The 17,945-nt window shown below is 61.9% G+C and carries 15 protein-coding genes; 2 read left to right on the forward strand and 13 right to left on the reverse strand.

The window, feature by feature from the left end:
• Positions 1-288: 288 nt before the first annotated feature.
• On the reverse strand, positions 289-1,509 hold the full coding sequence (locus HFRIS_RS15950) for an ABC transporter substrate-binding protein (RefSeq protein ID WP_006464440.1): 1,221 nt from the start codon (positions 1,507-1,509) through the stop codon (positions 289-291).
• Positions 1,510-1,576: 67 nt separating this feature from the next.
• Complete coding sequence (locus HFRIS_RS15955; protein ID WP_006464441.1) at positions 1,577-2,887, reverse strand: hydroxymethylglutaryl-CoA reductase, degradative; 1,311 nt, start codon at positions 2,885-2,887, stop codon at positions 1,577-1,579.
• 220 nt (positions 2,888-3,107) lie between these two features.
• Here HFRIS_RS15955 and HFRIS_RS15960 point away from each other — a divergent pair, with 220 nt between their 5' ends.
• Together HFRIS_RS15960 and HFRIS_RS15965 are read left to right on the forward strand one after the other, a co-directional pair.
• Positions 3,108-4,514 (forward strand): aminotransferase-like domain-containing protein, encoded by a 1,407-nt coding sequence (locus HFRIS_RS15960; protein ID WP_006464442.1) that lies wholly within the window; start codon positions 3,108-3,110, stop codon positions 4,512-4,514.
• 205 nt (positions 4,515-4,719) lie between these two features.
• Positions 4,720-6,330, forward strand: a complete 1,611-nt coding sequence (locus HFRIS_RS15965) for a methyl-accepting chemotaxis protein (protein ID WP_039876048.1) — start codon at positions 4,720-4,722, stop codon at positions 6,328-6,330.
• 49 nt (positions 6,331-6,379) lie between these two features.
• On the opposite strand, the gene HFRIS_RS15970 is transcribed toward HFRIS_RS15965, so the two are convergent.
• The 11 genes from HFRIS_RS15970 to HFRIS_RS24565 form a co-directional block, all read right to left on the reverse strand.
• The gene (locus HFRIS_RS15970) at positions 6,380-6,787 is read right to left on the reverse strand and encodes a hypothetical protein (protein WP_006464444.1); all 408 of its coding nucleotides are present in this window, start codon (positions 6,785-6,787) and stop codon (positions 6,380-6,382) included.
• An 82-nt stretch (positions 6,788-6,869) separates the two neighbouring features.
• On the reverse strand, positions 6,870-7,745 hold the full coding sequence (locus HFRIS_RS15975) for a prepilin peptidase (protein WP_006464445.1): 876 nt from the start codon (positions 7,743-7,745) through the stop codon (positions 6,870-6,872).
• A 47-nt stretch (positions 7,746-7,792) separates the two neighbouring features.
• Positions 7,793-8,245, reverse strand: coding sequence for a lytic transglycosylase domain-containing protein (locus HFRIS_RS15980; RefSeq protein WP_006464446.1), 453 nt, complete (start codon positions 8,243-8,245; stop codon positions 7,793-7,795).
• On the reverse strand, positions 8,246-8,569 hold the full coding sequence (locus HFRIS_RS15985; protein ID WP_006464447.1) for a hypothetical protein: 324 nt from the start codon (positions 8,567-8,569) through the stop codon (positions 8,246-8,248).
• 3 nt (positions 8,570-8,572) lie between these two features.
• Complete coding sequence (locus tag HFRIS_RS15990; protein WP_006464448.1) at positions 8,573-10,741, reverse strand: hypothetical protein; 2,169 nt, start codon at positions 10,739-10,741, stop codon at positions 8,573-8,575.
• A gap of 146 nt (positions 10,742-10,887) precedes the next feature.
• Positions 10,888-11,976, reverse strand: coding sequence for a type II secretion system F family protein (locus tag HFRIS_RS15995; RefSeq protein WP_006464449.1), 1,089 nt, complete (start codon positions 11,974-11,976; stop codon positions 10,888-10,890).
• A complete protein-coding gene (locus HFRIS_RS16000) occupies positions 11,973-13,622 on the reverse strand; it encodes a GspE/PulE family protein (RefSeq protein ID WP_006464450.1) in 1,650 nt (549 codons plus the stop codon). The genes HFRIS_RS15995 and HFRIS_RS16000 overlap by 4 nt, the downstream gene beginning before the upstream one ends.
• 50 nt (positions 13,623-13,672) lie before the next feature.
• Entirely contained in the window at positions 13,673-14,353 is a 681-nt protein-coding gene (locus tag HFRIS_RS16005) for a hypothetical protein (protein ID WP_152486712.1), read from the reverse strand.
• Positions 14,331-15,689, reverse strand: a complete 1,359-nt coding sequence (gene pilO2 / locus HFRIS_RS16010) for a type 4b pilus protein PilO2 (protein ID WP_081626874.1) — start codon at positions 15,687-15,689, stop codon at positions 14,331-14,333. The genes HFRIS_RS16005 and pilO2 overlap by 23 nt, the downstream gene beginning before the upstream one ends.
• The gene (locus HFRIS_RS25320; RefSeq protein WP_006464453.1) at positions 15,682-17,394 is read right to left on the reverse strand and encodes a secretin N-terminal domain-containing protein; all 1,713 of its coding nucleotides are present in this window, start codon (positions 17,392-17,394) and stop codon (positions 15,682-15,684) included. Before HFRIS_RS25320 ends, pilO2 begins: the two co-directional genes overlap by 8 nt.
• A gap of 18 nt (positions 17,395-17,412) precedes the next feature.
• The gene (locus HFRIS_RS24565; protein ID WP_006464454.1) at positions 17,413-17,937 is read right to left on the reverse strand and encodes a toxin co-regulated pilus biosynthesis Q family protein; all 525 of its coding nucleotides are present in this window, start codon (positions 17,935-17,937) and stop codon (positions 17,413-17,415) included.
• Positions 17,938-17,945: the final 8 nt, after the last annotated feature.

A 17,945-nucleotide genomic window follows, 5' to 3' on the forward strand; every position in this document is an offset into this window, starting at 1 on the left:
CGTCGCTGACGGATGAGCGTGCGCGATATTGTCCCGCCGTGTCATGAGCGGCGCCCATGGCAGGCGTATCGGTCGTGAGGCGGGCTTGCAAGAGTAGGCGTAAGCGGGAGCTTAGGCAAGCCTGGACCGGCCTTCTCTGCAAAGTTCGCACGATTGGTCAGGCTTTCGTCACATTCCGTATGGAAAATGTGAAGATAAAAAAGCGGAGAGGCCCGTCCTGCGGGCCTCTCCGTCCTTTTGTGCTTACAACACCGGTTAACCCTGGCTCAGGGGCCGATTTCCGTCACCTCATTGCTTGAGCAGGCTGCATTTGGATTCCGCCACGGTGGTGAATGCCTGCTCGCCCGGGATGGTCTCCAGCAGTTTCAGGTAATCCCAGGGCTTCTTCGATTCGGCCGGCGACTTCACCTGGTACAGGTACATGTCATGGATGTTGCGGCCGTCGGCGCGGATGTAGCCCTTGTTGTAGAAGTCATCGATGCGGGTCTTCTTCAACTGCGCCATCACCTTGGTCGAGTCATCGGTGCCAATCGCTTCCACCGCCTTCAGGTAGGTCATGGTGGCCGAATAGGCGGCCGCCTGGTGGGTACTGGGCATCTTCTTCATCTTCTGGAAGAAGCGCTCGGAGAACTTGCGCGAGGGCTCGTCCTTGTCCCAGTACCAGCTGTCGGTCATCATCAGGCCCTCGGCGTTGGCCAGGCCCAGGGCGTGGATGTCGTTGATCACCATCAGCAGGCCGACCAGCTTCATGGTCTTGGTGACGCCGAATTCCTTGGCGGCCTTGATCGAATTGACGGTGTCCTCGCCGGCATTGGCCAGGCCCAGGATCTGCGCCTTGGAGGCCTGGGCCTGCAGCAGGAAGGACGACAGGTCCGAGGATTGCGGCGGGTGCTTGATCGAGCCCACCACCGTGCCGCCACTGGCCTTGACCACGGCACTGGTGTCGTTGGCCAGCGAATGGCCGAAGGCATAGTCGGCCACCAGGAAGAACCAGGACTTGCCGCCCTGCTTGATCACCGCGCTGGCCGTACCCTTGGCCAGGGCCACGGTGTCGTATTCGTAGTGGACGGTATAGGGCGTGCATTCCTCGTTGGTCAGGCGTGCAGTACCGGCTCCGATGTTGATGTAGACCCGCTTCTTCTCGGCCATCACCTTGTTCATGGACAGGGCCGTGGCCGAGTTCACGCCGCCGATCAGCATGTCCAGCCCGCGCTCGTCGGCCCATTCGCGGGCACGGGTGGCCGCGATGTCGGCCTTGTTCTGGTGGTCTGCGGAGATCACTTCAATGGGTTTGCCCAGCACCTTGCCGCCGTAGTCGGCCACCGCCATGCGGATCGCCTCCAGGCCGCCCAGGCCGTCGGTATCGGCATAGGGGCCAGACATGTCGGTGATGAAGCCGATGCGCACGGCGTCATTGGACACCTGGGCCGCCGTCGGGCCGGCGAGGCCGAAGGCGCCCGCAACGGCGCAGGTCGCGGCCAGCAGGCGCATCTTGGTCGATGTAGTCATGTTTTGTCTCCTCGTTTTTATCGGCCGCCTGGTGGCGGCTCGTGGTTCGTGATTACCTTGCTGCCCCTCAGCCCTGGCGACGTTGCGCCAGCAACTGGCGGGCGTAGTCCACCCGCACGTCATGGCTGGCGACCATCTGCTGCACCAGCCAGTCCATTTCCGCCGGTTCGGCACCGGCCGCCAGTGCGATGTTGCGGGCATGCAGCGCCATGTGGCCGCGCTGTATGCCTTCGGTGGCCAGCGCGCGCAGGGCCGCCATGTTCTGCGCCAGGCCCACGGCCACGGCGACCTCGGCCAGTTCCTGGGCGCTTTGCACGCGCAGGATCTTCAACGCTGCGCGGGCCGCCGGATGGGTCTTGGTGGCCCCCCCCACCAGGCCCACCGGCATGGGGATTTCCAGCGTGCCCACCAGGTCGCCGTCGGCAGCGATTTCCCAATGGGTCAGCGAAGTGTAGCGTCCCTGGCGGCAGGCATAGGCATGAGCGCCGGCTTCCACCGCCCGCCAGTCGTTGCCGGTGGCCACGATCACCGGGTCGATGCCGTTCATGATGCCTTTGTTGTGGGTAGCCGCCCGGTAAGGATCGACGGCGGCGAATTCATAGGCGTCCACGATGCCGTTGATGACTTCCTCGCCGCTGTACTGCTCGGTTGCCAGCACCTTGGCCGAGACCTTCACCCGCGCCCGCGCCAGGCGCAGGTCGGCCAGGTTGGAGAGGATGCGCAGCCGCACGCGGCCGCCGGTGATCTGCTCGATGTGGCCGGCCACTGCCTCGGCCATGGTATTGACGGTATTGGCGCCCATCGCGTCGCGCACATCCACGATCAGGTGGGTTACCACCATGGCGCCGCGGCGGGTATCCGGGAAGACATGCACCTCGATGTCACGGCAACCGCCCCCCAGCTGGTTGAGCAACTGGTCGCGGCTGTTGGCAATGTCGATGATGGCCTGGCGTTCCTTGAGGATGGCCAGCCGCGCTCCGTGCGGATCGCTCACGCCGATCAGCTGGATCTGCGCCCGCATCAGTGGCGTGCTGCTGGAGGTCTGGAAGCCGCCACAGGCGCGTACCAGCTTGGCCATGAAGGAGGCGGCGGCCACCACCGACGGTTCTTCTACCGCCATGGGCACCAGCACGTCGCGGCCGTTCAGCTGGAAGTAGCCGGCCACGCCCAGCGGCAGCTGGAAGGTGCCGACCACGTTTTCGATCATGCCGTTGGCAGTCGTCAGTGGCAGGCCGCCGGGCTGCCCCAGCAAGGCTTGCTCGGCTTCATCCAGGTGGGCCAGCCGGCTCACCTCGGCCAGGCGCTCGGCGGGAGCAAGGGAGCGGAAGCCGGGCAGGCGGGAATCCGGGGCCGCACCCGGGAGGGTGTCATTGCGCATGCGTTTGTCTCACTGGTTGTCGTTGGTATCGTCAGCCCGGGCAGGGAAGCCTTGTCCGGGCAGCGCAGGCAGGATAGCAAGCGTGTACCATTGCGCATGGGTACAGTTGTGGCCAACAGCAAGTGAACTGTACCCAAGACAATCCCTTTGCATTGCAGCAAGAATCTTCATATTTCCCCACCCACGGGCCCGCCAGAGGCCTCGCCGGAGACCCATTGCCATGGCTGACGCACCCACCCTCACCAGCACGCTGGTCCAGTTGATCCGCCGCCAGATTGCCGAAGGCCTGCACTCGCCCGGCAGCAGGCTACCGTCGATCCGCGAGATGGCAGCACGGCACGGCTGCGCCAAGAACACCATCGTCAACGTCTTCGATGAACTGACGGCCCAGGGCGTGGTGGAGCCTCGGCGCGGTTCCGGCTTCTTTGTCTGCGTGACACCGCCGCGCCCGAAGGAAGAAGAGGAGGGCAGCCTGAGCCGCGCCATGGACGTGGTCTGGCTCATGCGCGAGCAGTTGAAGCACGACCCCGGCCATCTGCGCCTGGGTGATGGTTTCCCGCCGGTGGAGTGGTTGCACGACGTGCGGCTGGACAAGTTCCATCAGAAGGTGGTGCGCACCGGCATGGGCGCGCTGTTCGGCTATGGCAGCCGTTTCGGCTACCTGCCGTTGCGCCAGCATCTGGTACAGAAACTGGCCCAGCACGGCATCGATGCGGGTACCGGCCAGATCGTCCTGACCCACGGCGCCAACCAGGCGCTGGATATCGTGATCCGCAATTTCGTGCGTCCTGGCGATCGCGTACTGGTCGACGAGCCGGGCTACTACATGCTCTATGGCAAGCTCAAGCTCTCGGGGGCGCGCATCGTCGGCATTCCGCGCCTGCCGGACGGGCCGGACGTGGATGCGCTGGAGCGCGAACTGAAGCTGCCGGGCAAGCCGCCGCTGTTCTTCACGCAGTCGCTGGCGCACAATCCGACCGCCTCCGACACCTCGCCCCACAAGGCCCACAAGATCCTGCAACTGGCTGACCGCTACGATGCCCTGATCGTCGAGAACGATGCCTTCGCCGACTTCAAGCCGGCCACCGCGCCCCGTATCGCGACACTGGACCAGTTGCGCCGCACGCTCTACATCGGCAGCTTTTCCAAGTCGGTCTCGGCGGCCTTGCGGGTGGGCTTCATTGCCTGCCATCGTGACTTGGCCAGCGATCTGGCCGACATCAAGATGCTGGTCCACATGAGCAGTTCCGAATACTGCGAGCGGACCCTGGACGTGATCCTCTCCGACGGCCACTTCAGCCGCCACACTGCGCGTCTGCGCGATCGCCTGACCCAGGCCACCGAAGCCGCCTGCCACCAGTTGCAGCAACTGGGTGCGCAATTGTTCTGCGCGCCGCAGCAATCCATGTACTTGTGGGCTAGGTTTCCGGCATTCCCGGATGCCAGGCAATTGGCCCAGGGCCTGATGGCGCGCCATATCGTGTTGGCGCCGGGCAGCATTTTCCATGTGGATCCCGAGCAGGATGTACCCTGGTCGCGCTTCAATGTCGGCTTGTTGTCCGATCCCCGTTTCGCGTCGGCGATGGCGGAAATGATGACGACTTCCGGCGCCATTCCCGGCGGTTGAGGCGTTTTTGATCCTCCTGGCCCGCCCGTGGGAAGTGAGGCCGCATTGTCCATGTGTTCTGCCCTTTGCTTTCTTGTCCAGCCTGATTCCCCGTGCCATAGTGCAAGGCAGCGGCAATCGGGGTTGCCGTGGTCAAAAGAATAATGAAAGCATGCTAACTAATGGGGGAGTACCTGTCAGGTGCTTCACTCGGGACGGATCTCAAATGAACATCTTAGGCAATATGAATATTGGCAAACGCCTTACGCTCGGCTTTGCCATCATCCTGGCTTTTTCCGTCGTGGTGGCGGGGATGAGCCTGTGGCGACTGGAGCAGGTCTCCTCTGCGACCCGTGAAATGATGAGCGATCCACTCAAGACCGAGCGGATCATGGGGGACTGGTACACCAATCTCTCGTCCGGCATTCGCCGCACGCTGGCCATTGCCAAGAGCAGCGACCCGTCGTTGGGACCCTATTTCGCCGCCGAGGCGGCCGAATCGACCCGTAGTTCCACCGAATACCAGAAGGCGGTAGAGAAGCTGCTGGTGACCCCTCGCGAAAAGGAGCTGTTCCAGAAGATCGGCGAGCAACGCAAGATCTACCTGTCCTCGCGCGACCAGATCGTCAAGCTCAAGGCCGAGGGCAAGGTGGATGAGGCCATGCAGTTGCTGGACAAGACCTTCGTGCCGGCCGCTGCCCTGTACCAGCAATTGATGCGCGACATGGTCGATCTGCAGCGCAAGGATATCGATGACACCGCCAAGGAAATCGATGATATCGCCGCCCAGAGCCGGGTACTGATCCTGGTGCTGGAAGGCCTGATCCTGTTGCTGGGCATCGTACTGGCACGCTACCTGACGCTGGGCATCACCAAGCCGCTGCATACGGCCGTGACCGTCTCGCGCAAGGTGGCCGAAGGCGACCTCTCGGCCCAGGTTCAGGTCAGTACGCGTGACGAAACCGGCCAGTTGCTGCAATCCCTGCGGGACATGAACGACAGCCTGCGCGGCATCGTCACCAACGTACGCACCGGTACCGACACCATCAGCACCGCCTCTTCCGAGATCGCCGCCGGTAACCTGGACCTGTCCTCGCGCACCGAACAGCAGGCCAGTTCGCTCGAAGAAACCGCCTCGGCCATGGAAGAACTCATTTCCACCGTGCGCCAGAACGCCGACAACGCCCGCCAGGCCAGCCAGCTGGCGCATTCCGCCTCGGCCGTGGCCGAGCAGGGCGGGGGCGTGGTCAACCAGGTGGTCGACACCATGGGCGCCATCAACGCCTCCTCGCGCAAGATCGTGGAAATCATCAGCGTGATCGACGGCATCGCCTTCCAGACCAATATCCTGGCCTTGAACGCGGCCGTGGAAGCGGCGCGTGCGGGTGAACAGGGACGGGGCTTTGCGGTGGTGGCCTCGGAAGTGCGTTCCCTGGCCCAGCGTTCGGCCTCGGCCGCCAAGGAAATCAAGGAACTGATCAACGACTCGGTGGAGAAGGTCGATGACGGCAGCCGTCTGGTTGAACAGGCCGGCAATACCATGCAGGAAGTGGTCAGCAGCGTGCGCCGCGTGACCGCTATCGTGGCCGAGATCAGCGCCGCCAGCGCCGAGCAGACCAGCGGCATCGAGCAGATCAACCTGGCCATCACCCAGATGGATCAGGTCACCCAACAGAACGCCGCGCTGGTGGAAGAAGCGGCCGCTGCTGCTGCGTCGATGCAGAACCAGGCCGGTCAGCTGATGCAGATGGTCAGCGTGTTCCGCCTCAGCGAGGGCGAACCGGTGGTACGGCGCGAGATCGACGTCACGCCGACCGGGCCTACGCTGCCGGGTTGAATCGCACTTCGAAGACGGCCCTGCGTGGGCCGTTGCCTGCCATGGTTTGCTAGCGATACGCGTGGGCGATCATGGCGCAAATGGGGAAAATGAAGAATCTCATGGAGGCGAAACCTAGTGCGTACCAAAGTGCTTGCGAAAAGTAACCACGAGGGTAGGACGAATCCATGCTCATGTAATAGCGGCCAATTTCTTGGAAAAGGCATGCCGCCCCAAATGGCCCTACAAACAAGGTGATAGTGAGAAATTTGTGGGGCCAAATAGATAGCTGCTCCACTAGAAAGAGTGTGAGGCCGGAGGTAATGCAGCCACCGATAAACGATACGAGATATCTTGTGATGAAGTGTCCTTCATCGTTTAGCCACATGAACTGACGCGGCCATTGGAAGGCGCGCGTAAAGACGAGGTATGCAACTTCAACCATCGATCGAAGAAAATGAAGGAATAGTTCTTCCATGTGGTCCTAATGCGGATAGGAGAGGCCACCATCGAGATTTTTCTGAGTCATCACTCACTGATCAGGTAGGTGGGTAACAGGCTCAGATCAACATCAAATTACCCGTCCACCGCCCCATTTCCCCAAATAGCGCCACCGCGCCCGCGACAGCAAGGTAGGGGCCGAAGGCGATGGTCTGTTCACGGCCGACGTCGCGCAGGCGCATCTGCCACAGCCCGACCACCGCTGCGCCGGTCGACGCCAGCACGATGACTGGCAGCAGTGGCGCCCAGCCCAGCCAGGCGCCAAGTGCGGCTAGCAGTTTGAAGTCGCCGTAACCCATGCCGTCCTTCCCGGTGAAGAGGCGGAAGATCCAGAAAATACTCCACAGTGCCGCATACCCGGCGACCGCACCCCAGACGGCCTCGCGCAGGGGAACGAAGGCGGCAAACGAATTGAACAAAAGTCCCAGCCAGAGCAGCGGCAAGGTAAGGCAGTCGGGCAAGATCTGGTGATCGAGATCGATGAAGAAGAGGGCGGTCAGCGCCCATAGCAGCAGCAATGCGCCCGCCAGTTGCAGCGTCAGACCAAAGTGCCAGGCGGCACCGGCAGCGAGCAGGGCGCTACCCAGTTCGATCAGGGGATAGCGCAGCGGGATGCGGGCCTGGCAGCCGGCACAGCGACCGCGCAGGAACAGGTAACTGAGGACCGGAATGTTTTCGGCGGGGCGTACCGGGCGCTTGCAGGCTGGGCAATGCGAGCGGGGCGTGGCCAGTGTCAGTGGCGCTACTGGTGTCGAGGGTAGCTGTCCTGCGCCCAGTGATTCCTGCTCGTGTGGGTAAGCGTAGGCCGCTTCCAGCATCAATGGCAGGCGATAGATCAGTACATTCAGAAAGCTGCCAATGAAGAGTCCGCCCAGCGCCGCAGCGCTGATGACGAACCTGGTGTCGGCGAAAAGCGCGTGGGCCAATCCAAACATGCGTGTTCCTTGATGGGAGGGGAGAAGCGGTGCCGACGCACCGCTGACTACCTGGCTTCTCTGAGCAGATGGCGCAGGCGGACGATGACCTGGGTGGCGTAGCGGGCGCGCTTGTCGGGGCTGACTGCGTTGTAGGCACCGAGGGCTTCCCAGCTCACACCCATGCGCTGGAAATTGGAACCGAGTATCCAGGCGCCGACATGGATGTTGGTACAAGCATCAAGCAGGTCAGATTCACTGATGCGGTAGCGCGCCAGAAATCCCAGCCAGCTGGAATTGATCTGCATGATGCCGATGTCGCGCGTGCCGTTGCGGTTGCGATTCAGTGCACGGGGATTCATGCCTGACTCTTGCTGGGCAATGGCCTGCAAAATCAGCGGAGATACGCCGTAGCGCGTCCCCGCCTGTTCGAAGCACAGGTTGGACGCCCGCGCCGGCGTGCCGTACAAGGCGCTCGCCAGTGTAGCGCCCAGTATCAGGGCTTTATAGGGACGGTACATTCAGCGTTCATCCTTCGGTGTGGAAGGTCTGGCCTTGACTAGCGGTGCGGCACTGAGGAAGAACACCGGCGCTCCCAGCACCATCGACAGCATGATGGCGCCGGGGTAGCTCAGTACCCGGAAGTGACCGAGTCCAAAGGCCAGCAACAAGGTCGCCACGCAGAGCAGAGGTAGCGCGGCAGAGCGCGTCCGGCCGGAGGGAGCGACCGGTACGCGACCCCTGCGTGCACGCCGCAGGCGGAAGTACAGGTAGCCCAGCAAGAACGGGCCGCCATAGGCCAGGAGCAGGAACAGCAGGATCAACATCATCTCGGTAGCGTGCATCGCTTATTCCGTGGTCAGGTAGGTCCAGCGTTTTTTCTTGAACATGACGAACTGGTAATAACTGACGTTACCTCTGAGGGAGACTACGCCTGGGGAGGTGTACACCGGGTTATTATAAAAGTCGATCTCAAGTGAGTCCGGTTGGAAATTGGTATATCGTCTGTCCGGGCCTCCGGCCTTCCCATCATCGTCGAAATAGCAGTTCGTGCAGCTGGAGCTTGGCCTTCTGAATTTGGGCTTTGTCCATTCCGACGGGTTCATGGGAGGGTTGAACTTGAAAAGCATGCGGCTGTAGTTGTCATCCGGGTAATTTCCTCCAAATTCTCTGTTCCGGAAAAAATACAGTCCTTTATCGAGTCCGCGTGTCTCCTGTTTGTTTGCCCAGCTGTTGATGGGGACGCCATTTTTCCAGTGTGTCAGATGGACTTTTTCTCCCTGGACGGTCTGTCCCTGAAGGCCCAGCGCGGGATGGTACCAATACTCCCTCCAACTAAAATCGACGACCAGATATTCCCCGGTATCGATGATCTCTTCCGTATATTTCTTGAACGGAAGCTTCCACTGTGCCCCGCCACTGCCGTTGGACGTGCACCGCAGGATGCCCGACTCATCACCGTTGCGGTTACTTGCCAAGGCATTGACCTGATCGGTGTTGCAGCTGTCCCCTTCCTTGGCGACTTCTGCCTTGGGGCGCGCATAGATGCTGGCCGACCAGGCCAGGCCGCTGCCGCTGCCCGCCTTGCAGACGAGCAGATTGGCCACGCCTTGCGCGGTGATTTCAGCAGCCATCATGCCCTTCGTGGTGCAGGACTGCCCCGATACCTGGCTACCCATGGCTGCGGGTTGCCATTTGTGTTCCCTGCAGATGGCCATCAGGCCGTTGGGCAGATAGGCGGCTGAACCGTCCGGGCTGCAACTGTCGCCGGCATTAACCTGGCTCAGGCCATAGTTGTTGTTGGCGGTTTGCCAGCTGCCGGCGGCGCACATCATCAGGCGCCCGGTGGTGTCCTGCGCCAGCGCCAGATTCTGTGCACATTTCGTACCCAACGTGACGAAGTCGCCATTCACCAATAGACGGGCGCCGTCGCTGGTAAGCTGGGTGCCGTTCTCGATGTTCAGATGGGCGGTGCTAACACCACCCTTGGCGTTCAACTGGCCTGCCACATCCAGCGACTTCTCCATCTTCACAGGGGCCTTGAAGGTGGCCTCACCATTGACCACCAGCGACTGGATATCGGTAGCACCCTGGACCACCATCTTGCCCAGCGCCGTCAGGGTACCAGTGACATCCAGCGTGCTGTTGAGTTTGGCGGCACCATTGGCCGTCAGGGTGCTGGTGGTTATGTGCTGCGCCTCTAATTCTTTGAGATTGGTGATGGAGTGATTGGCAAAATCCCAGTCCGCCGTCGGCTTGAGCGAGCCGTCGCGGCGGATCAGTTCCAGCGCGACGGCGGCTGCATAGCCATTGCGCCAGGCCAGGATGCCGGGTAAGCCCGTGGTGACGTTTTTTACCCGCTGCTGCACCGGATTGGGAACGCTCCAGGCACCGGCATAGGCTTTCAGATCGAACTGGGGATTGATGCTGCTGGTGGTGGCATCGCGATCGGGTAACCCCGAACTTGCACCCACACCGTTGGACATGCGCAGCAGTCCCGACATGTCCGCCTGCACCAGCGCATAGGGCTGCACGTTGAAGACCAGCGAATCCAGATTGATGTCGGTCCCGGCCGGCGTACGTTTGATGACGATGCCGTAGATGTTGTCATGCTTGGCGGCCGCGTTGCCGGTGGCGCCGCCCGTGACCACCGTGGCATGCACCGGCAACAAGGGGGCGGCAGGAATCTCCCGGTCCACCAGGCCGAGGGTCTGCAGGTCGGCCAGCGTCGGCTGCAGGATGTTGGTGACCTGATGTGTCTTGCTCGCGCCGGCAGCATCTGTGTAGCTGGCCGCGAAATAGCATGATTTGTCAGGGCTGCCTGAGGCTGGATAGCTGACCTTGGCACAGCTGTCGGGGTAGGTGCTACGGTCGATGATGTGCGGATAGTACAGTGTCATGTACGCGCCTATGCCATTGTTGATGCGCGCATAGGCAGCGTTCTGCGCTTCCAGCACAGCGGTCTGGCGTTGCTGCGAAGCCCAGTCGGTGCCAACCGCGCCGGCTGTGCCCAGCATGGCCGTGGTCACCAGTGCCTGGCCAAGTGCGAAACCGCGTTGTCGGCGGTACGGGTAGCGCCGTGGGTGCCGATGGGGGGCAGGGAGAAGACTGCACCGGGGGAAGCACAGCAGCTGCTGCGCGATGCGATGAAGTAGGGAAGTCATTAGTTCCTCTGCGAGGTTTGTTGGGTTTTCTTTTGCACGGCACTCTGCAGTTGTTGCGTGGTCGCCATGAAGCCGAGAAGCATGGAGGCCAGCGCGACACCGCAGAGCAGGAGCATCACGCTGTTGAGACGGGCAGACGATTTTTCGATGGAGGTGGCGATGCGGTCGATGGAGCCGGTGCCGATCTTGACGAAGGCTTCCACCGGATCGCGGCGTTCGGAGGCATCCATGATGCGGTCTTCCAGATCCTGGTTGAGCACGCCGGTGCCGAAGGCTGCACCGAAGTTTTCAGCATTGGCCGAGCTGATACCGCGCAGGATGCTGCGCACATGCCAGCGCATCCACGGGGTCGAGTAGCGCACCGCCTGCTCCAGCGACGAGCGCAGCGAAATTCCCGAGCGCATCAGCGAGGCCAGCGAGACGATCAGCATGGCGCCGGAATAGTCGCGGTAGACGCTATAGGGCAGGCGCTTGTCGAACGGCCGTCGACTTGGGCCGGCCCAGTGGGCCAACGAATACATGAAGGCGATGAAGAGGATGACATTGGTCCCGATCATCATCAGTCCGTAGTGCCGCACGCCGTTGGCAACGGCGGCCAGGGCCTTGCCCGAGGCTGGCCACTCGCTCACGGGCATGATCGATTCCAGCACCGGAATGGCGTAGAACGAAAAGCCCAGCAGAATGGCGTAGAACAGCGCGATCAGGAACAGTGGATACATCACCGCGCCCTTGATGGCAGCCGTCATGCGCTCGGTCTTTTCCACCGTGCCGGAAAGGAAGCGCAGGCCCTCGGCCACGCTGGCGTCGCCAGCGGTCTGGGCGGCATCGAGCATCATCAGTTCCGAGGTGGGCGCCACGCCCTCCAGCGCCGTGGCCAGCGAACCGTTGATGGCGTTCCTAAGGATGTGGCGGTAGAGCAGGGCCATGCCCCGGTCGCGCTTGCGGGCGCGCTTCTCGTACTTCTTGAAGGTGGAAAACAGCGGCACCCGGTCTTCCAGCGACATGGCCAGGTCGAAATAGAACTCGGCCCGGCGTGCGCGCAGCTGGCGCTTGGCCATGCTCAGTTGCAGGTGTTCGAATACGTTCATGACATTCTCTTGTGCACGATTTGGCGGAATCCTTTGGGATGACCAAAGGTAGTCTTGAAGTAATAGGGGTCGATCTGCCCCTGGGTCAGGCTGTAGAGGGCATGGCCCCAGGCGGCTTTGCCACGCATGTCCAGGGCATCGAAGGGGGCGACGCGGGCGGCATGGTAGTGGTCGCGCGCATCCAGATCGCGCCCGGCCAGCAAGAGCCGCAGCAGGTCGTTGTCGGGCGTGATCACCTCGGCCGCCACGCATACGCCGCGGGTACCGGCGTGCGACAGCTGGCTGTAATCCACGCCGGGGATGCGGCAATGGACGCAGCCGCTGTCGCTGGCGCACATCATCTGGTCGATGTCGAGACCGAAGACGGTTTCGTAGGCGTTCAACTCCTCGGCCGGCAGGCGCTCTCTGGCGGGCAGCTTGCAATGCGTACAGTTCCTGGGCAGCAGCGCCTGATAGACCAGGATGGACAGGAATTCCGGATTGCAGACGGCATGCCGGTCCAGTCCTACCATCTTGGAGGTCAGGCGCGAGACGATGCCCAGGGCCGAGGTGGCATGCACGGTGGTAAAGATCTTGTGGCCGGTTTCGATGGCGGCCTGGGCGATTTCGCCGGAGAGCGGATCGCGCACCTCGCCGAACATGCCGATATCGGGGTCAAGCCGCAGAAAGGCCCGCATGGCGTTGAGGAAAGGGTTTTCCGCGCCGATGGCATTGGTCCGCTGCACCGAGAGATGGGTCACGCCCGGCACAATGTACTCGACCGGGTCTTCGATGGAAATGATCTTGCGTTCGCCTCCGGCAGCCAGCATCGACAGCATGGAGTTGAGCGTGGTGGTCTTGCCCGATCCGGTCACGCCAGCCACGAACACGCCGCCCCAGGCCGATTGCATGGCCAGGTCCAGCTGCTCCACCTGACTGGGCAGGTAGCCCAGTTCCGGCAGGGTCTTGACCTTGCTGGAGGAACTGGCGCTGGAATGCAGGATCCGCAGCACCACATCGAAGCCTCCCACCGAGGGGTGGCTCTGGTAGCGCAGAGTGAAATCCCGTTCCTTGTTGCGGATCGGGATCATGGCCTGCTGCGGCAGGCGGGCATTGAACGCTGCATCCGAGCGCGACAATTCCTCGGCCTGCACGGTAAAGGCAGCGCTCACGGCATCAATGACGATCTGTGCCGGATAGCTGCCGATACGGCGTATCACGCCATCCACGCGGGCGTTAAGCGTGGCATGGTCGCCGCGTACCTCGAGATGGGCATCGCTGGCGCCGATCTCGATGGTGCGCCCGACCATGTCGGCGAAGTAGTTCAAGGGCTTGGATTCGGCGATGATCAGGTCAATCCCCGATACCGCCCTGGTCGCCGCCGCTTCATGGTTGGCGGCGACCTGATAGTCGAGGACCTCGAAGACGATAGGTTCGGCGGTGAAGAACATGCGTGGCGTCTTGCCGTCGCGCTTGAGGCGGTCAAGGATGTGGAACCACTCCGAGGACAGGTTCACGCCCCGGGTGGCAACCATGGCAATCACGCCCGCTTCCATGTTCAGCACGGCGATGCGCTCCTGGTTGAAAGTGCGGTATTTTTCGGCCGGCCACATCTCCATCACGCTACGGAACTGCGGCAGTTCCTCGGCGCGCCGGAGATGGGCCATTTCCAGGTTCGGTGATGACTTTTTTTCGGGAAGCATGTGGATGCCGCTTATCAACGCAAGGCCGGTGCCGTATTACCCATATTGACGCGATCGCCCGGGATCTGGGGCTTGCCGCCGAATTCCAGGGCTGGTAGGCGGCCTTTGCCCGGTAACTGGCTGGCCAGATGGCGTGCCTGGGTATCCGCTGTGACTAACGCGCGCGAATCGTCGCCGCCCTTGGGCACGGAAAGGAACAGGCAGGTCTCCTGTTGCTGGCAGGCCTGCACCGCCGCACCGCGTTTTTCCCTACCCGCCTTGATGCTGTCCTGGGGGCTCTTGGTCAAGAGCACACCTTCCTCCATGAGGATGATGTATTTCCACGGCCCCATCTTGCGCAGCGGCCCAGGCACAGGTACTACGCGTGACTGGCCGTTGACATCAAGTTCGGCCTTGTAATTGCGGTCGATTCCGTACAGGCCCAGAAGCACCGGATTTCTTTCCACCACGGGTTCAGCGGGAGTGTCCTTGGAGGGATTCTTGCTGGCTGGATTGAGGCGGGCAGCGAATTCCCGTTCTCCGACTTGTTTGGCGAGCTTGATCATGTCGCCCAGAGTGGCGCCCTGGTCGATACGGCTGGCGCTCGCATCGGCCGGTGCTGCTGCGTCCATGGCATGGCAGGGTAGCGCCGCGCCTAGCAGCAAGGCGGTGAGTGCGACCATCGGCGGCAAGTTAGAAGTCTTTACCTTTTGCATAATATTTTCCAGAGAGCTTGTAGCGGGTCTTTTCAATGGGCGCGACGGTCTTATCCGTGTCGAGTTCGACCGTGATGCTATCGATAGCCACGTAGTCTTCCAGCACGATGTCCTCCATGGTCCACAGTGGTCCTTCTATGGCCCAGACCGCGTTGACTACCGGGCGTACCAGTTGGTTGATGTCCCCTTGTCCGGCGAACAGTTGTGCCGGCTCCACCTTGACTTTGATGTCCATCATGGATAGGTCTTGCAGGGTGCTGAAGAACTTCGATGACACTGTGCTGCGCAGCGGCAGTGCCGCGCGCGTCAGCTTCGGTGGTGGAGGTGCGACCGCCGCAGCATTGTCCAGGCGGTGCTGCGTCACCAACTGGGCGCTGGTCAGATCGTCGGGACTGAAGACGTCGTATTGCGGCTGGCCCATTGCCGAGGGCGGGAGCGCATGTCCGAACTCGGCAAAGTTGCCGTAGCTGCGGATCCAGGAGGCATTACACAGTGCCGGCGTACATTCCACCTTGCTCAGTCGCCAGCCCTTGATCTGAAGCGGAATTTGCTTCAGACCGCCCAGCATGCGCTGAAGGCTGATCTGGCCGATGCCGGTAACAGCCGCCAGATCAACGTCAATCTTGTTTTCGTAGACAATGTTGGGATCGCTGGCGATGCGTGCTTGCTCGTCGGCGAGCTTCTTGTCCCGGGCCAGCTTGTAGGTGACCGCGCCGAAGCCCACCACGAACACGACCGCCGATGCCGCCAGCAAAACGAGCATTTTCCTGATGTCGGGAATCTTCTTCAGGCGCACCTTGGCTGTGACTTCGTCCAGCACCAGGTCCCAGTCGATCTCTTCCACATTGCCCAGCAGATCGACTGCACCGACCCGCCGTACCGAGCCCGGGTCGGTGAGCTGCAGGAAGGTGCTGATGCGCTCGCTCACTACCTCGGTGTTGCCGATGACATCAAATCCCGGCACCGGCTGTCCGTCGCGCAGCACGACCACGCAGCTGCGCCTGGTATCGACATGGAAGGCGAAGATTTCTTCGCCGCCGTGCGAATAGTTCTGGCCCAACAGCAGTGCCAGCGAGACCAGTGCGCCCCGCCCCTTTCCATGACCACCCGGGTTGGAGGAGAAAAATCCGATCTGCGTACCATCAGGTGTGATGCAATAGCTGTGCTCGTCCTCGGCCCGGGCAGCGCTGAAGAGTTTGCTCCGTTCGCCTTTGGTCAATGGCACCCAGTGCAGGCCAGCCACCAGGGCCACCTTCTCTTTCGGGAAGATGCGGCTGTGGTCTACGACCGGTCGGGTTCTGCGGACCGGCTTCTTGTTGAGTAGAGTCTTAAACATCGGTCAGTCGTGGGGTGATCAGGATCACGAAGGATTGCCGGACGTTGGAAGCGGTCTTGCTGGCGGCGAGGCCATCGACGCTGCCGCTGTTGCTGGAATTGGTCTGGGCCTGGTCATACCCCAGCATGACCAGCGTTTCCCCCGAAGGCACCACCATGCGTTGGCCTACAGTGAAGGCACTCACGTTGGGCAGTTGAATGGTTTGCCCGGATGAACTGAATGAGGGCAGGCCCTTCAAGCTGGAGATGTTGATATAGGTCTGCAACAGCACCTGGTTGGAATCCAGCACCACCGGCAAGAAGGCCAGGGACATGCCCGTGCTGATCTGCCCCGGCGTCAGGCTGGGGCCGGTGGTAGTGACGCTGCCCACCTGCCCACCAGCGACGACTGCCGCCTGGGTCTGCTTCAGGTAGGCCTGCTGGTTGACCACCATCAGCGGTACCGAGACCCGGTTGGAGGTCACGGCCACCCCCGAATAGGTGGTCGAGACCCGCCCAAATGTCTTGAGCAACTTGATCATCGCGTTAGTGCCGTTACCGTTCTGGTAGCCGATGGTGAAGGGGCTGCCGGACTGGCTGGGCAACAGCGCCGCGGGGGTGGTTGACGAGAAACCGTTGCGCACTACGTTCCAGTCAATGCCGGCCGAGAATTCGTCGTTCAACTGTACTGACAGCACCTGGATTTCCAGGCTGACTTGACGCATCAAGGATTTGTTGACTTGCTCGATATAGTTTTCCACGGCCTTCATCGGTTCGGCGGCATCGGTCACCGTGATCACGCCTGATTTGCCGTCGACCGAGAATTTGCCGCCGCCGGAGATGAGCGAACCCAAGGTCTTTTCGATACCCCCCCAGAAGTCGGATTCGAAATCCATGCTGGCCGAACTGCCTCCGCCGCCTCCACCACCCCCGCCCCCGCCGTTGCCTCCACTGCCTCCGCCATCGCCGCCAGTCGAGGCTGACAGCGAAGCGGAGTATTTGAAGGAGGTACTCAGGGTCTTGACGAAGAAGGTACGGGTGCTGAGGCGATAGAAGAGGATGCGGTCATCCTCGTACTTCCACTGCAATCCTGCGCGCACGGCCACGTAATCCAGCAGGCCCGCAAACGAGCCGGCGTAGTTGAGCTCATAGGTATTGCCATACGTCTGGTTGCTGAAGTTGAGATCGCTCAGATTCTTTTCGCCGAAGGCGCTTTTCTCGCTCGCGCTGCCCTGCGCACCCGGAAGCGGCAGGGCGGCTGCGGCGAGTGCCGCGCCGGCTGTGGCTCCGACTGTGAAGCGCGAGGCCGGCATGAGCGCGTCGGGCGTGAGCAGCATCGGTACGCCGGTCTCGCTGGCGATACGCTCGACGATGGTGGCCACGGAATAACGTCCCGGGAAGCGGAAGGCCACCTGGCGCATCGCATCCGGTAGTGCTGCCTCGCGTGACAGAGGTATGGAGCGTGTTGCGATGATCAGCCGCGTGTCTTTGATCGCATAAGCCGGGCGCGGTTGGGGCGTGGTCAGTTCGGCGCGTGAGCTGTCCGTGCGGGTGATGACCTTGTCCAGGGTCCGATCGGCTCGGCGCCAGGTGCTGCACGCGGTGCACAAGACACTGATGCCAATGATCAGGATAAGCATGTGAGCACAACGGCGGCCTTGCCGCAGACGCTGCACCGCCGGCAGATGGAACTGGTTCAGGGGGACGATGATCTGTTCGATGGTCATAAGTTACCTTGATGGGCCTCAGCGAGCCTTACCTTCCAGATAGCCGCCGATGCGGATGATGCGCAACTCGCTGTTGATGCGTGCCTGCATCGGATAGTCGGTGGTGGCCAGTGACTCCACTACGGCGCTGACCACCTGCTCGATACGACCGGATAATTGCAGCTCGGTCTCGATGGGGAAATCGCGCGGTGCATCCCACACCAGTTGCCAGCCGGCCTCTTGCCCCCACCGCTGCAGCATGCGGCGCACCGAGACATCGGCACGTCGTACCTGCCACTGCTGCACGCCCGGGTCGGGATGATGGTCTATTGCGGAAACGCCAATGCCGTTGGTCAGTTCGGGTTCAATCGCGGCGCCCTTGGGCAGCCAGGCGGAGGCGCGCCCAGTGGCGGCAGGTGCCTCCGCATTGGTCGGATCATGCCCCCCCACTTGCTGGGCATGGACGGGAATGCAGACCGCCAGGAGGGCAAAGGCACGTAGCCACCGACGGGGCAGGCCGCAAGGGCGGGTGCAATGAATGAGGTGAACCGTGACTTTGTTCATAAGTAGAT

It is taken from the genome of Herbaspirillum frisingense GSF30, from assembly GCF_000300975.2.
In the GTDB taxonomy this organism is placed as follows: Bacteria; Pseudomonadota; Gammaproteobacteria; order Burkholderiales; family Burkholderiaceae_D; genus Herbaspirillum; species Herbaspirillum frisingense.

What these genes read in the sequence shown, in the direction of transcription:
- HFRIS_RS15950 (WP_006464440.1), bottom strand. Translation starts at nt 1,509, where the DNA reads ATGACTACATCGACCAAGATGCGCCTGCTGGCCGCGACCTGCGCCGTT.
- HFRIS_RS15955 (WP_006464441.1), bottom strand. Translation starts at nt 2,887, where the DNA reads ATGCGCAATGACACCCTCCCGGGTGCGGCCCCGGATTCCCGCCTGCCC.
- HFRIS_RS15960 (WP_006464442.1), top strand. Translation starts at nt 3,108, where the DNA reads ATGGCTGACGCACCCACCCTCACCAGCACGCTGGTCCAGTTGATCCGC.
- HFRIS_RS15965 (WP_039876048.1), top strand. Translation starts at nt 4,720, where the DNA reads ATGAACATCTTAGGCAATATGAATATTGGCAAACGCCTTACGCTCGGC.
- HFRIS_RS15970 (WP_006464444.1), bottom strand. Translation starts at nt 6,787, where the DNA reads ATGGAAGAACTATTCCTTCATTTTCTTCGATCGATGGTTGAAGTTGCA.
- HFRIS_RS15975 (WP_006464445.1), bottom strand. Translation starts at nt 7,745, where the DNA reads ATGTTTGGATTGGCCCACGCGCTTTTCGCCGACACCAGGTTCGTCATC.
- HFRIS_RS15980 (WP_006464446.1), bottom strand. Translation starts at nt 8,245, where the DNA reads ATGTACCGTCCCTATAAAGCCCTGATACTGGGCGCTACACTGGCGAGC.
- HFRIS_RS15985 (WP_006464447.1), bottom strand. Translation starts at nt 8,569, where the DNA reads ATGCACGCTACCGAGATGATGTTGATCCTGCTGTTCCTGCTCCTGGCC.
- HFRIS_RS15990 (WP_006464448.1), bottom strand. Translation starts at nt 10,741, where the DNA reads ATGCTGGGCACAGCCGGCGCGGTTGGCACCGACTGGGCTTCGCAGCAA.
- HFRIS_RS15995 (WP_006464449.1), bottom strand. Translation starts at nt 11,976, where the DNA reads ATGAACGTATTCGAACACCTGCAACTGAGCATGGCCAAGCGCCAGCTG.
- HFRIS_RS16000 (WP_006464450.1), bottom strand. Translation starts at nt 13,622, where the DNA reads ATGGCCCATCTCCGGCGCGCCGAGGAACTGCCGCAGTTCCGTAGCGTG.
- HFRIS_RS16005 (WP_152486712.1), bottom strand. Translation starts at nt 14,353, where the DNA reads ATGCAAAAGGTAAAGACTTCTAACTTGCCGCCGATGGTCGCACTCACC.
- pilO2 (WP_081626874.1), bottom strand. Translation starts at nt 15,689, where the DNA reads ATGTTTAAGACTCTACTCAACAAGAAGCCGGTCCGCAGAACCCGACCG.
- HFRIS_RS25320 (WP_006464453.1), bottom strand. Translation starts at nt 17,394, where the DNA reads ATGACCATCGAACAGATCATCGTCCCCCTGAACCAGTTCCATCTGCCG.
- HFRIS_RS24565 (WP_006464454.1), bottom strand. Translation starts at nt 17,937, where the DNA reads ATGAACAAAGTCACGGTTCACCTCATTCATTGCACCCGCCCTTGCGGC.